We start from the raw sequence: 13,481 nt of genomic DNA, 5'->3' as shown, positions 1-13,481 counted from the left end.
ATCGAGAACTGCGCCGAGGTGAAGGCCGTCCCCGGTGAGGTCGACCTCACCGGGGACGGCCTTCACCTCGGCGCAGTTCTCGATCGTGTCGGACCGGTAGCCGGCCGGCACGACCGCCTTGACGAAGATCGGCGTCGAGGCGCCCGCCGGCAGCGAGATGGCGGGATTGTCGCAGCGGAACTGGCCGGGGCCGTTCGGGCCGCATGTCCAGGGCGGGCTCGGCCCGAAGGTCGAGGATGTCGGCGCGCCGCTTGGGTAGTTGTCGATCACCGTCAGCGGCCCGTTATAGGTCGATGTGCCGTTGTTGATGATGTCGATGATGAAGGTGCAGACGCCATCGGCGGTGCAGATTTCGGTGCGGGCACGCTTCTTGAGGATCAGGTCGACCTTCTTCTCGACCGGCGGCTGGCACTCCGGGTTGCGGTCGCCGCGGCGGCAGATCGGGATCGAGGCACAGCCACGGTCATTGGCCTGGCTGCCGAACAGCGGCTTGCCGCTGGCGCCGTAATTGTAGGTGGCGCAGTTGCGCAGCACGCTGCCTTGCCAGCCTCCGGCCGGCTTGAAGCCGAGCTTGAGGTCGACAAAGGCCCCCGGATTGAGCGTGGTCACCGGATAGGTGCACGTCATCGGGGTGGTACCCGGCGCGCAGACCCAGGGCGGATTGGGCCCTGAATCGAGCGTCGAGCCGGCCGGCAGCGTCACCTCGTCGAGCACGATCTTGCCGTTGTAGGGCGCGGTGCCGACATTGGTGACCCGGATGGTGAAGACGCAGCCGCCACCCATCGTGCAACGTGTGACATCTGCATGCTTTTCAACCTTGAGGTCCGGCTCCTTGTCCTTGGGCGGGCACCTCTGGTCGCGCGGGATGATGATGTCGATGGTTTGCGTGCAGCACAGGCCCCAACCTTCCTTCGGTCCGGCATAGGTCTCGATGCCGGTGACGATGAGATGGATGACGTCACCGGGTGAAGCGCCGACGATCTTCCAGTCGAGCACCCCGCCGCCCACCGGCACTTTCTGGGTGTCGGGGATGATGGTGATGCCTGGTGAGGTCGTCGAAACCTGCACCCACTTACCGCCCATCTCCGGGCCGACAGGCATGTGATAGATGAAGGCGCCGCCGCCGGGCACGCAGTCGACCGTGCCGCGCTCGACCTTGAAGCATTCGTGGTCGGTTGGAGGCGGAGGTTGCCTGTCGCATTTGGTGAGGTCGATCCGGATCGAGGTCTTTTCGCCGGTCGCGATGTTGCCGTCATCCGGCTTGCCCGGATCCTGCGACGGGATGAGGGTACCCGTGCCGGGGCCCGAGGTAACCTTGATCAGGCCCTGGTTGTCGACATTGACCGGCGCCGGAAACGCGGCGTGGTCGATCTTGGCCGTAATGCGGAAAGTGATGACGCGTTCGTTCGGTGCGCCCGAGCCATCGAGATCGCTGGCGGAAATCCGGAAATCGGAAACCGTTGCGGTGTCGTTGGGGCCGGCCGAATTGCTGATGACAGCACTCGGCAAGGCCCCGCCCGATGCATCGGTGCCGTCGCCGGAGACCGTCACGTTGACGATCGAAAGACCGTGCGGAAGCTGGTCCTTGAAGTCGAGCTTGGCTTTCTTCAGCGCCGCCTCGAGGCCCGGATTGGCAAAACCTTGCGGATTGCCGCGCAGCCCGAAGGTTAAGGTGTAGAAGACATAGTCGCAGCTGCGCTGGCCACCGGTCTTGGTGAAGAACGGCACGACACGTCCGGGTTCCGGGTTGATGATGCGCGGATTGTCGAGCTGCAGCGGCTGCACATCGGGGCTGGTGACAGCCTGGACGGTCTGGGCGGCGGATGCCGGCAGCGCGGGCGCAAGGGCGACCGCGATACCGGCCGCCATCAGCCAGCGCGCACCGCGCCTGGCATATGACAGGGGTTTCATGATCGTCTCCATGACGGTTTTTTGCGTTTTGGTCGCGAGCGGGGATGGGGCAAGAATGGTCATCTTTGCCTCCTCAACGTTCGCAGCTGACGGCTGGGGTGCGGAGCGGCAAGGTCATCTTGCAGCAAGGGTAGTAGCCACCCTTGTCCTTATCGGACTTCCTGTAGAAGCACAGCCCGACATCCACTCTGTCGCCCGGATAGTGGCCGGTGATGTCGATCGTGTACGGCTTGCCTGGCGCATGCGACATGGGTGATGTCACCCCGACGCCTGGCGTCCTGGACTGGACCTTGATCGAATCGCCGCCGAAGCCGGCATGGTCATGGAGATAGAGATCGGCCTCGAGGCCGCGCGGCGTGCAGTAGAATTGCACGTCCTCGACATCGAGACACGGAGGCAGATTGCCGGGCGGTGGGAAGTCCGGCGGGTAGAAGGGAGGCTCATAGCCGCCCGGTATTTCCTCGTAATAGCCGGCACGGCCCTCGCAGGGATGCCAGACGGCGACGTCGCCGACATGGCCTTCCACTTCGGGATCCTCGAAATAGCCGTCGAAATCGACGAACCAGGAGCCGAAGGGCGGCACGTTGGCCGGCTTGACCAGGTCCTTGGGCGTGATCTGCACGCCATGGACCGCAAGCGGCCCGCCAGCCGCGAGTTTTTCGGCAAGCTCGGGGTTGTCGCGCAATTTGTCGCCGGTGTTGACCAAGGTCTGGGTGCAGACCGAGGTGTCGAGATTGCCGTCGGCATCGTAGCCATATTGCAGGTCGAGACCGCCGGCCGACTGCCTGTTGCCTTGCGGGAAGCCGACAGCATATTCCTGCGGCGCTTCGACCCAGACCGATTCCGTCGAGGGATCGTCGGGATACTCTCTGAAGTAGCGGATTACCTCGCCCTTGCCGGAATCGGCGAAGCGGCTGTAGTCATAGCGGTTTTCGACAGGGCCGCGCTGGGCGAGATACATGAAGCCGCTGTTGTCGAAGGTAATGTCGGTGACGGCGTAGTCCTTGTCGGCCTTGACCGTCAGTTCCCAGCGCGGATCGCCGGCGAAGGTGCCGTCGCGGGCAATGCCCACAGACCAGATTTCCGACTTTTCGCCAACCGAATAATAGAGCCGGCCGCCATGATAGGAGACGGCCCAGACGCGGCGCTCATCCTGGGTGTAGCCCCAGCTGTCGGGGTCTTCGGTGTCGAAGGCCGCGCCCTGTATGTCCATTATAGCGCCATCGTCGGCGACCGGGGCCAGCCCATGCGCTGGGCGGCCGGCGACACCGTGGTCGAAAGTGTCGATCAGTCTGCCGTTGGCGTCGATGCGATGGATGAGGCCGGTGTCGAGATCGGAGGCGAAGAACTGGCGGTGGACGGGATCGAAGGTGAGATTGCCGATGCCAGGACCGCTGTTGGTGTCGATATCGGCGAATTTGGCGACCTGGCCGGTAATGCCGTCGATCTTCCAGATGGTGCCCGGTCCGCCGCCGTTTTCGGTGCCGAACTGGCCATTCATGAAGGTGGCGCCCGCCGTGCCGCGGCGCTGCCGCTCCGGCCTGCCGTCCTTGTCGGCGTCCGGCGTGACGATCTCGACGCCATGCAGCGAGGTGGCGGCGGCATAGAGGTTGGGAATGCCGGACGGCACACCGTCGCGCACGCCGTCATCATAGGTGAGGCCGAACACCTCACCGATCTGGCCTGCGGTCACCTCGAAAGGCGGCGGCGTGAAGACGAGCTGGCCGGAGGCCGGACCGCCCAGGTGCGAAACGTCGAACACGCGCAAGGTGGCGCGCGAGGTGTCTATGAAGGTCTCGTCGACCGGATCGACGCCGGGCGGCAGTCCCTCGTCGAAATTGGGGATGATGGTGCCGGGAAAGCCGGTGACCGCCATCGAGCCGGGATAAATGATCTGGGTTTCCTGCGCCCTGGCCGCGCCGCCCAGCCACAGGCTGGCGGCAAGCGCGAGAGCCAGCAAGCCTGTGGCCTGCAAGGCACCGCGCAAGCGGCCGTCTAACTCTGAAGAAGGCACGAACGAGCCGCGGATGCGAGACATGACACTACCCCCGTAGTCCAGGGGAGAGACGTCCGGACTTGCCGCACAAATCAGGGCAAGTCGCGGCGGTCCGGCTCGTTCTTCCCTGATTGAATTGTCTGCTTTCCTCATAGTGACGATACGCCTGCTCCTGCGCAGGGTCAACGGAATCAGCGGAAAGCCCAGCGCATCGACCCCGTCCCGAAGGCGGTGGTCGCGCCGAGCTCCTGTTGGTCCCGGAGACCGCGGAGTCTCTGGGTTGCTGGTCATGGGGGCTTCCTTTCCGGGGCCGCACCATGCGGCACCTGGACATCAGTCGCTGGCCGGCGTGGAAAGGTTCATGGAAGCCTTGCGCAGAATGCTTGCGCGCGATGCCGCCTGTTCTTATATACGCGCCAAGCCGTGCGGCGCCGGACAACCGGTGGCCGGACGGGATTTCTTGTGAACAGGGGCTTTCATCGGAACGCCTTTACCGGGTCCTGAGAGCCTGCTTAGCGGAGAGACTAGAAAAATGGCAAAAGTAATCGGTATCGATCTCGGCACCACCAACTCCTGCATCGCCATCATGGATGGCAAGGAACCGAAGGTGATCGAGAATGCGGAAGGCGCGCGCACGACGCCTTCCATCGTCGCCATCTCGGGCGACGGCGAACGTCTCGTCGGCCAGCCGGCCAAGCGCCAGGCGGTCACCAATCCTGAAAACACCATCTTCGCGGTCAAGCGCCTGATCGGCCGCCGCTATGACGATCCGGTGACGGAGAAGGACAAGAAGCTTGTCCCCTACAAGATCGTCAAGGGCGACAATGGCGATGCCTGGGTCGAGGCCGGCGGCAAGAAGCAGTCGCCCAGCCAGATCTCGGCCATGATCCTGCAGAAGATGAAGGAAACGGCGGAAGCCTATCTCGGCGAGAAGGTCGAGAAGGCGGTCATCACCGTTCCGGCCTATTTCAACGACGCCCAGCGCCAGGCCACCAAGGACGCCGGCAAGATCGCCGGCCTGGAAGTGCTGCGCATCATCAACGAGCCGACGGCCGCGGCACTCGCCTACGGCCTCGACAAGAAGGAAGGCAAGACCATCGCCGTCTATGACCTTGGCGGCGGCACGTTCGACATTTCGGTGCTGGAAATCGGCGACGGCGTGTTCGAGGTGAAGTCGACCAATGGCGACACCTTCCTCGGCGGCGAGGATTTCGACATGCGCCTGGTCGAATATCTGGCGGCCGAGTTCAAGAAGGAACAGGGCATCGACCTCAAGGCCGACAAGCTTGCCCTGCAGCGCCTCAAGGAAGCGGCCGAGAAGGCCAAGATCGAGCTGTCGTCGACGACGCAGACCGAGATCAACCTGCCCTTCATCACCGCCGACGCGACCGGCCCGAAGCACCTGACGCTGAAGCTGACCCGCGCCAAGTTCGAAAGCCTGGTCGAGGATCTCGTCCAGCGCACCATCGAACCGTGCAAGGCGGCGCTGAAGGATGCCGGCCTGAAGGCTGGCGAGATCGACGAAGTGGTCCTGGTCGGCGGCATGACCCGCATGCCCAAGATCCAGGAGATCGTGAAGCAGTTCTTCGGCAAGGAGCCGCACAAGGGCGTCAACCCGGATGAGGTCGTCGCACTCGGCGCCGCCATCCAGGCCGGCGTGCTGCAGGGCGACGTCAAGGACGTGCTTTTGCTCGACGTGACGCCGTTGTCGCTCGGCATCGAGACGCTGGGCGGCGTGTTCACCAGGCTGATCGAGCGCAACACGACGATCCCGACCAAGAAGAGCCAGGTGTTCTCGACGGCCGAGGATTCGCAGTCGGCCGTGACCATCCGCGTCTTCCAGGGCGAGCGTGAAATGGCCGCCGACAACAAGGCGCTCGGCCAGTTCGACCTGGTCGGCATTCCGCCGGCGCCGCGCGGCGTGCCGCAGATCGAAGTCACGTTCGACATCGACGCCAACGGCATCGTCAACGTCTCGGCCAAGGACAAGGGCACCGGCAAGGAGCACCAGATCCGCATCCAGGCCTCGGGTGGTCTTTCGGACGCCGACATCGAGAAGATGGTCAAGGACGCCGAGGCCAATGCCGACACCGACAAGAAGCGTCGCGCCGTTGTCGAGGCCCGCAACCAGGCCGAAGCGCTGGTGCATTCCTCGGAGAAGTCGCTGAAGGAATATGGCGATAAGGTCTCCGAGGCCGAGCGCACGGCGATTTCGGACGCGATCGCGGCGCTCAAGACCGCTGCGGAGGGCGACGACCCGGCCGACATCGAGGCCAAGAGCCAGACGCTCGCCGAAGCTTCCATGAAGCTTGGCCAGGCCATGTACGAGGCCTCGCAGAAGGAAGCGGCGGAAGCCGACGCCAAGGCGGATGCGGCCAAGGACTCCGACGTGGTCGATGCCGATTTCGAGGAAATCGACGAGGACGACGACAAGAAGAAGTCGGCCTGAACGGCCTGACGGCAAGATAATGCGAAAAGCCCGGCGCAGGCCGGGCTTTTTTGCAACCCTCGCGGAAAAAATAACAGAAAAACCCGGACAGGCGCACACCGGCACTGGCATCCGGGCGGCACCGATCCTAAATCGAGACAACATGCCGGCAAACGACGCAACAATGCATCAAGACGTTGATCCGGACTGCGGGAAAAAATGAAAGCTGATTTCTACGAAACGCTGGGCGTGCAAAAGGGCGCCGACGAGAAGGCGCTCAAGAGCGCTTTTCGCAAGCTCGCCATGCAGTTCCATCCCGACCGCAACCCCGGCGATCATTCCTGCGAGCACAAGTTCAAGGAAATCAACGAAGCCTATGAGACGCTGAAGGACCCGCAGAAGCGCGCGGCCTATGACCGTTTCGGTCACGCCGCCTTCGAGCAGGGCGGCATGAATGGCGGCGCGCAAGGCTTTGGCGCCGGCGGCTTCGCCGACATCTTCGAGGATATTTTCGGCGACATGATGGGCGGCCGCCAGCGCCGCTCTTCCGGTGGCCGCGAGCGCGGCGCCGACCTGCGCTACAACATGGAAATCTCGCTGGAGGAAGCCTTCGCGGGCAAGACCGCGCAAATCCGCGTGCCGGCTTCGATATCCTGCACGGAATGCTCCGGCAGCGGCGCCAAGCCCGGCACCCAGCCGGTTACCTGCTCGATGTGCAACGGCCACGGCAAGGTGCGCGCCACGCAAGGCTTCTTCTCGATCGAGCGGACCTGCCCGCAATGCCAGGGCCGCGGCCAGACGATCAAGGACCCGTGCCCGAAATGCGCCGGCCAGGGCCGCGTCACCGAGGAGCGCTCGCTCTCGGTCAACATCCCGGCCGGCATCGAGGACGGCACCCGCATCCGGCTGGCCAATGAAGGCGAGGCCGGCCTGCGCGGCGGGCCGTCGGGCGACCTCTATATTTTCCTGGCGGTCAAGCCGCACGAATTCTTCCAGCGCGACGGTGCCGACCTCTATTGCAAGGTGCCGATCTCGATGACGACGGCGGCCCTTGGCGGCTCCTTCGAGGTGACGACGCTCGACGGCACACAGACCAAGGTGAAGGTCCCCGAAGGCACGCAGAACGGACGTCAGTTCCGCCTCAAGGGCAAGGGCATGCCGGTGTTGCGCCAGCCCAATGTCGGCGACCTCTACATCCAGACCGCGGTCGAGACGCCACAGAACCTGTCGCGTCGCCAGCGCGAGCTGCTGGAGGAGTTCGAACAACTCTCCTCGCAGGACAATTCGCCCCAATCGAGCGGCTTTTTCGCTCGCATGAAGGACTTTTTCGAGTCTTTCGGCGAACGTTGAGACGCGACCAAAGCTATCTTATCCACGACATAGGCATGGCCGTGCCTTGCCTTGCGTCACCCAGATGTTAAGTAGCTTCCAAGGGGCGCGCTGAGGAGAGCTTGCATGGCACGTGGTCACGGACTGCGGAAGGCGTTTGCCGAGAAGTTCGACGACGAACTCAAATTCTTCAAGGGCTGGATCGACAAGCCGAAGACCGTCGGCTCCATCGTTCCGACCAGTTCGATCACCGCGCGCAAGATGGCCTCGATCGTCAACCCGAAGTCCGGCCTGCCGGTGCTCGAGGTCGGTCCCGGCACCGGCGTCATCACCCGCGCCATCCTCGCCCAGGGCGTGCGGCCCGAAAACCTCTACGCGGTCGAATATTCCACCGATTTCGTGCGCCATCTGCGCCAGCTCTATCCCGGCGTCAACGTCATCGAGGGCGATGCCTTCAACCTCAACGCCACGCTTGGCGAGAGGCGCGGGATGATCTTCGATAGCGTCGTTTCCGGGGTGCCGCTGCTCAACTTCCCGGTCGCCCAGCGTATCGCCTATATCGAAAGCCTGCTCGATCGCATCCCGGCCGGACGGCCGATCGTCCAGCTGACCTATGGTCCGATGTCGCCGATCCCGGCGGGCCGCGGCGACTACACGGTCAAGCATTTCGACTTCATCTTCCGCAACATCCCGCCGACGCAGCTGTGGATCTACCGGCGCGAAGCGCATTAGCGGACGCGCTGAGCCGTTCGCGGTTCCTGATGCTGGCTGCATAGCTTGGCGATTGGCCGAAACATCCCTCATTTCGTCATCCACGGGCGGAGCAAGGAGCGCAGCGACGCGGCGCAGACCCCTGGCGTTGCTTCGCAGCCCAAGGGATCCATGCCGCGACCTCGACGTGCCGCGGCGAAGAAGAATTCTGCTCCGCTGCACTCTACGTCCAAGGTCACGGAATGGATCCCAGGGTCTCCGCGACGGAGCTTCGCTCCTGCTTCGCCCAGGGATGACGAAGTCGGGGGCTTCGGCCAATACCGAGCGTTTTATGGCGCCGATGCGTTGATTTGATCGAACCTTGGCTGTACGTGTCCCAGAACAAGGTTGGCCAATGGCAGTGATCCCGAAAATCCTCGTCTTCGCCGGCTCGGTGCGCACAGGCGCTTATAGCGGCAGGACCGCCGACGTGGCGCAGAAGGAACTTGCGGTGCAGGGCGCCGAGGTCACCCGCGTTTCGCTCGCCGACTATCCCTTGCCGATCCTCGACGAAGACCTGGAAATGGAAAGAGGCGTCCCCGAAAACGCCCAGAAGCTGGCGCGGCTGATCGCCGCTCATGACGGGCTGCTGATCGCGACGCCCGAATATAACGGCTCGATCCCGCCATTGCTCAAGAACACGATCGACTGGGTGAGCCGGGTGCGACGGGATGGCGGCCGATCGGTCAGGCCGCTTGCCGGCAAGGTCGCGGGCCTCTGCTCGTCCTCCAACGGACACTTCGGCGGCATACGCTGCATCAACCATCTGCGCGCCGTGCTGGTGCGCTGCCAGATGGAGGTGGTGACGCCCGAATGCTCGGTGCCGGAGGGTGGCGACGCCTTCGACGGGGACGGCCATTTCCGTGACGAAAGACTGCACAAATCGATGGAGCACCTATGCCGCACGCTGATCGAGACCTCGCGCATGCTGTCGACCAGGGTCGAGGTGTGACCGCCGCAACCATGCAGGCCCATTCCATGCAGGCCCAATCCATGCAAGAGCGACTGATCGTCGGCCTCGACGTGCCGACCGTCAAGGAGGCCGAGCAGGCGGTGCGCGAGCTCGACGGCGTCGTCTCCTTCTACAAGATCGGCTATCAGCTGGCCTTTGCCGGCGGGCTCGACTTTGCCAGGGAGCTGGCCAGCGGCGGGACGAAAATCTTTCTCGACATGAAGCTGCTCGACATCGACCACACGGTGGCCAAGGGCGTCGAGAACATCGTCAAGATGGGCATGACCATGCTGACCATCCATGCCTATCCCAAGGCGATGCAGGCGGCGGTGGAGGCAGCGCGCGGCAGCGAGCTTTGCCTGCTCGCCGTCAGCGTGCTGACCTCGATGGATGAGCAGGACATGATCGATGTCGGCTATGAATATGACCCGCACACGCTGGTGCTGAGGCGCTCGGAACAGGCGCTGCATGCCGGCATGGGAGGTATCGTCTGCTCGGCCGCGGAAGCCGAAGCGGTGCGCCGCATCGTCGGCCCGGACATGGCGGTGGTGACGCCCGGCATCCGGCCGGCCGGCAGCGACCATGGCGACCAGAAGCGCGTTGTGACGCCGGCGCAGGCGGTCCGCAACGGCGCCAGCCATCTGGTCGTCGGACGGCCGATCGTCGCGGCAAGCGACCGGCGCGCGGCGGCCGAGGCCATTCTGGAAGAAATGCGCTCGGCCTGACGAGCCAGCACGATAGGAGAAAAGAGAATGCCCAAGGGATACTGGATCGCACGTGTCGATGTGCGCGACGCCGAAGGCTACAAGGACTATGTCGCGGCCGCCAAGCCGGCCTTCGAGCGCTTCGGCGCGACATTTCTCGCCCGCGGCGGTGAACACGAGAAAGCCGAAGGTCCGGGCCGCGCGCGCAATGTCATCATCGAATTTCCATCACTCGCCGCCGCGCATGACTGCTATCACTCGCCGGAGTATCAGCGCGCGGTCGCCATCCGCCAGAAGGTCGCCGACGGCGAGATCGTGCTGGTCGAAGGCATTTAGGTCCGGGGGCGGCCGAGCGGAATTCCGCACCGTCGCAGCGGATCGAAGTCACGGCATGTCCGCGCCGCGTCGCTTCGCTCCGTGCTTAGCCGTCGGATGCCGATTGCGAGGGGTGTCGCGCCGCTATCCCTGGCGTCATGAGCGCAACCGGCTTGCGGCGGTTTCCGCCATCGCGTCCGCCAGGCTCAGCGCCCATTGCTGGCGGCAGTAGGCGCGGAAATCGAAGCACGGCAGGCCGGGGCAGACCTCGAATTCTATGAGATGAACCGTGTCATCTGCCTCGACGCGCAGGTCGATGGAAAACACGTCGCGCAGGCCGAGCCCGCTGATCAGCCGTTCGGCGATCACCCTGATCCTCGCATCGGCCACCGGCTGGCTGTCCGCGACTGGAGCGAGTTCGGGTTCGGCATAGTGCCCGGCAGCCTTCGCCGCCTCACCGGTGTCACCATAAAGCGCCAGGCTGTCCGCCATGGTCTGGAAGTCCGCGCCTGACTCGACAAAGGCGACGCCAAGCGCCTCGACGCCGGTTTCCGGCGTCAGGCCGAGGAAGCTGGCGCGCACATTGCGGCCGGCGACATAGGGCTGGACGACGACATCGTCGCGATAGGCCGCGAAAACACGGCGGCTGAGCTCCAGCGCGTGGCCGAGATCGGCTACGCGCGAATCCGGCCAGATGCCGATCTTGGCGCCGAGCCTGTTGGGCTTGACGAACCAGCCGGCAGCGGAGGCCGGCGGCTCGACCAGCCAGTTTCCATTGCGGGCAAGTCCCGCCTGCGGCGCCGGCAGGCCGAGCGCGCCAAGCACGGCGCCGGAGCGGAACTTGTCCTGGCAGAGCGCGAACAGCGAATCGTCCGCGCCGATCGTTCTCAGGCCATTGAGCCGCGCCAGCGCGGGTGCGCCGCCGCCACGGAAATAGGCGATGCCGTCGGTCAGCGTCCAGACCAGCGTCGTGGCCGGATCGGCTCCGGTGAGCGCGCTTGCGGCATCGTCCAGCTCCACCGCGGCGAAGGCGAGGCCGCGGCTGTCACAGGCTGCGGCGAGCGTGTCGAATTCGGGCGCGAGGTCGGTCGACTGCGCCAGGTAGGACGAAATCTCGGCGGCACGCTTCGGCGCATAGCCCTCGGCGACCAGGCGCTCGAAGCAAGCCTTCTCCGGCTCGTGGACGAGGATCAGTTCTGGCCTGCGGCTGGACATGCGATGATTGAATCCCGGCTATGTGATCGCCCAGCATCGCACGGCGCATGCCGTGGGCTTTCGCGAAACCGACCGTCCCGGACGGTTGCGTGACAACGCCGGCGAGGACGTTTATCGGCCACCTTCGTTCAGGCGATCAGCACGCGTGGCTCGAAGCGGCCGTTGACCTTGATGTCGAGGACGAACGTCATGCCGGCCTGCGGGTCGAGCTGGCGCTGCTTCTCGTCCTTGCCCTTCCAGGCCGACGTCACCGCCAGCCGGTCCGCCTTCGCGCCGGCGAAAGCCGGGCAGGAAGGCTGCGTCACCGGCATCGCAATTTCGCGCAACAATGTGCCGTCGGGCGAATAGGCCTTGACCGCCTTGCCGCCCCAGACGGCGTTCCACAGCACGCCATCGTGGTCGACGACCGACCCATCGACATAGCCCTTGGACGAGCGGTGATCGACGAACACATTTGGTTCTCCAGCGGGCAGGCCGGTCGCCGGATTACAGGCGACGCGCATCAGCAGGCCGGTCGAGGTGTCGGTGTAATAGGCGAGCGCGCCATCCCCGGAGAAACAGATCGAGTTCGACACGGTGATGCCGGAGAATAGCTTGCGCAGTTCGCCCTTGAAAAACCAGTAGATCGAACCGGCGCCCTTTGCCTCGCTCTTGCCCATCGTCCCCATCCACAAGGCGCCGCAGGGATGGACACGGGAATCGTTGGAGCGGGTAAGGGGGTTGTCTGCCTCGACAGGCGTATGCAGCGTCATCCGGCCGGTCGCGACGTCGCGGACGAAGAGGCCGGTCTCGGTGGCGATCAGCTGACGCTTGTCGTCGATGATGGCGATGGCGCTCGCCATCTGGCCAAGCTCGTGGATCTTCAGCGCACCGCCGGCCACGGATTTCTCCAGGAGCCGACAGTTGACGATATCGAACCAGTACAACGCATCGGTGGCGGGATCGTAGCTTGGCCCTTCGCCGAGCTCGCAGACATGGTCGGAGAAAACCGAAACCTCGCTCATCATGCGTCTCCGAATGCCGCGTCCCAGGCAGCGACGGCGGCGTGTGCGCGCGCCGCTACGTCGTCGACGCTCGTGCCAGGCTTGAACAGGCTGGAGCCAAGCCCGAAGACCGTCACGCCAACCGCCTTGTAGCCGGCAAAATCCTTGTCCGAAACGCCGCCGACCGCGCCGACCAGCGTCTGCGCCGGCAGTACGGCCCGGATCGCGGAAATGCCCGATGCGCCGAGCACGCTGGCGGGAAAGAATTTCAGCGCCGAAGCGCCGAGCCGGATCGCCTGGAAAGCTTCTGTAGGGGTGAACACGCCAGGCATGGTGACCATGCCATATGTCTTGGCGCGGCCCATCACCTCGGCATCGATGTTGGGGCTGACCAGCAATCGACCGCCGGCCCGGTGCAGGCTGTCGACATCGGCCGCCGTCAGCACGGTGCCGGCGCCGACCAGGGCCGTTTTCGGCAGCACTTCGACAATCCTGGCGATCGACGAGAACGGTTCGGGCGAGTTGAGCGGCACCTCGATCGCCTCGATGCCGGCGTCGAACAGCGCCTGGCCCATGGCGATCGCCTCGGTGGGCTTCAGGCCGCGCAGGATGGCGACCAGGCCGCGCTTGAGTTTGGGAAAAGGTGCGGTCTGGCTCATAGGGCTGCTCCGGTTCTGGCGATCATGCCGTTCTCGCGCGCGGCTTCGATCAGCCCGGCGCGTACTGCTTCGTCGGCGTCGACGGTGCGCAGGCCAAGCCCGGCAAGGCCGAGCGCCGCCTGGTAGAGCACGGCCAGCGCGCCCGAGGCAACCAGCACCACCGATGTCGCGCCGGCGCCGTGCCGGCGCCGGGCGGAGGCAATCTCGCCGCCGATCAGCAGGCCGGACAGGCAGGCGGC

11 protein-coding genes and 1 pseudogene are annotated in these 13,481 nt (G+C 64.7%); 6 read left to right on the top strand and 6 right to left on the bottom strand.

The features are described 5' to 3' along the window. Both EOA36_RS11560 and EOA36_RS11555 read right to left on the bottom strand, forming a co-directional pair. Positions 1-1,974, bottom strand: a pseudogene (locus EOA36_RS11560) (DUF11 domain-containing protein); the annotation flags it as partial. A 10-nt stretch (positions 1,975-1,984) separates the two neighbouring features. Continuing rightward, positions 1,985-4,198 (bottom strand): hypothetical protein, encoded by a 2,214-nt coding sequence (locus tag EOA36_RS11555; RefSeq protein ID WP_189522205.1) that lies wholly within the window; start codon positions 4,196-4,198, stop codon positions 1,985-1,987. Positions 4,199-4,439: 241 nt separating this feature from the next. On the opposite strand from EOA36_RS11555, the gene dnaK reads away from it, so the two are divergent. The 6 genes from dnaK to EOA36_RS11525 all read left to right on the top strand — a co-directional run bounded on the left by dnaK (position 4,440) and on the right by EOA36_RS11525 (position 10,406). Then, entirely contained in the window at positions 4,440-6,356 is a 1,917-nt protein-coding gene (gene dnaK, locus EOA36_RS11550) for a molecular chaperone DnaK (RefSeq protein WP_127277750.1), read from the top strand. A gap of 198 nt (positions 6,357-6,554) precedes the next feature. Continuing rightward, positions 6,555-7,685 (top strand): molecular chaperone DnaJ, encoded by a 1,131-nt coding sequence (dnaJ, locus tag EOA36_RS11545; protein WP_127277749.1) that lies wholly within the window; start codon positions 6,555-6,557, stop codon positions 7,683-7,685. Between the two features lie 105 nt (positions 7,686-7,790). Further along, on the top strand, positions 7,791-8,396 hold the full coding sequence (pmtA, locus tag EOA36_RS11540) for a phospholipid N-methyltransferase PmtA (protein WP_127277748.1): 606 nt from the start codon (positions 7,791-7,793) through the stop codon (positions 8,394-8,396). Between the two features lie 373 nt (positions 8,397-8,769). Beyond that, on the top strand, positions 8,770-9,366 hold the full coding sequence (locus EOA36_RS11535; protein WP_127277747.1) for an NADPH-dependent FMN reductase: 597 nt from the start codon (positions 8,770-8,772) through the stop codon (positions 9,364-9,366). Between the two features lie 11 nt (positions 9,367-9,377). Beyond that, positions 9,378-10,091, top strand: a complete 714-nt coding sequence (pyrF, locus tag EOA36_RS11530; protein WP_167531400.1) for an orotidine-5'-phosphate decarboxylase — start codon at positions 9,378-9,380, stop codon at positions 10,089-10,091. Between the two features lie 27 nt (positions 10,092-10,118). Continuing rightward, positions 10,119-10,406, top strand: a complete 288-nt coding sequence (locus EOA36_RS11525; protein WP_120017644.1) for a DUF1330 domain-containing protein — start codon at positions 10,119-10,121, stop codon at positions 10,404-10,406. A 135-nt stretch (positions 10,407-10,541) separates the two neighbouring features. Here EOA36_RS11525 and EOA36_RS11520 read toward each other — a convergent pair whose 3' ends face one another. From EOA36_RS11520 to EOA36_RS11505, 4 genes are all read right to left on the bottom strand, one after another. Continuing rightward, a complete protein-coding gene (locus tag EOA36_RS11520; protein WP_127277746.1) occupies positions 10,542-11,600 on the bottom strand; it encodes a D-alanine:D-lactate ligase-like protein in 1,059 nt (352 codons plus the stop codon). 128 nt (positions 11,601-11,728) lie between these two features. Further along, a complete protein-coding gene (locus EOA36_RS11515) occupies positions 11,729-12,604 on the bottom strand; it encodes an SMP-30/gluconolactonase/LRE family protein (protein ID WP_127277745.1) in 876 nt (291 codons plus the stop codon). Further along, entirely contained in the window at positions 12,604-13,242 is a 639-nt protein-coding gene (locus tag EOA36_RS11510) for a 2-dehydro-3-deoxy-6-phosphogalactonate aldolase (protein WP_127277744.1), read from the bottom strand. The genes EOA36_RS11515 and EOA36_RS11510 overlap by 1 nt, the downstream gene beginning before the upstream one ends. After that, positions 13,239-13,481 (bottom strand): 2-dehydro-3-deoxygalactonokinase (locus tag EOA36_RS11505; protein WP_189553186.1); only part of this gene is annotated, 243 nt, incomplete at its 5' end. The genes EOA36_RS11505 and EOA36_RS11510, both read right to left, overlap by 4 nt.

This window comes from Mesorhizobium sp. M8A.F.Ca.ET.021.01.1.1, assembly GCF_003998025.1.
Taxonomy (GTDB): Bacteria; Pseudomonadota; Alphaproteobacteria; order Rhizobiales; family Rhizobiaceae; genus Mesorhizobium.
The sequence above is the reverse complement of the archived record's forward strand: the minus strand, read 5'-3'. Positions and strand labels throughout refer to the sequence as shown.

What these genes read in the sequence shown, in the direction of transcription:
- EOA36_RS11535 (WP_127277747.1), top strand. Translation starts at nt 8,770, where the DNA reads ATGGCAGTGATCCCGAAAATCCTCGTCTTCGCCGGCTCGGTGCGCACA.
- dnaK (WP_127277750.1), top strand. Translation starts at nt 4,440, where the DNA reads ATGGCAAAAGTAATCGGTATCGATCTCGGCACCACCAACTCCTGCATC.
- dnaJ (WP_127277749.1), top strand. Translation starts at nt 6,555, where the DNA reads ATGAAAGCTGATTTCTACGAAACGCTGGGCGTGCAAAAGGGCGCCGAC.
- EOA36_RS11515 (WP_127277745.1), bottom strand. Translation starts at nt 12,604, where the DNA reads ATGAGCGAGGTTTCGGTTTTCTCCGACCATGTCTGCGAGCTCGGCGAA.
- EOA36_RS11555 (WP_189522205.1), bottom strand. Translation starts at nt 4,198, where the DNA reads ATGACCAGCAACCCAGAGACTCCGCGGTCTCCGGGACCAACAGGAGCT.
- EOA36_RS11525 (WP_120017644.1), top strand. Translation starts at nt 10,119, where the DNA reads ATGCCCAAGGGATACTGGATCGCACGTGTCGATGTGCGCGACGCCGAA.
- pmtA (WP_127277748.1), top strand. Translation starts at nt 7,791, where the DNA reads ATGGCACGTGGTCACGGACTGCGGAAGGCGTTTGCCGAGAAGTTCGAC.
- EOA36_RS11520 (WP_127277746.1), bottom strand. Translation starts at nt 11,600, where the DNA reads ATGTCCAGCCGCAGGCCAGAACTGATCCTCGTCCACGAGCCGGAGAAG.
- pyrF (WP_167531400.1), top strand. Translation starts at nt 9,378, where the DNA reads ATGCAGGCCCATTCCATGCAGGCCCAATCCATGCAAGAGCGACTGATC.
- EOA36_RS11510 (WP_127277744.1), bottom strand. Translation starts at nt 13,242, where the DNA reads ATGAGCCAGACCGCACCTTTTCCCAAACTCAAGCGCGGCCTGGTCGCC.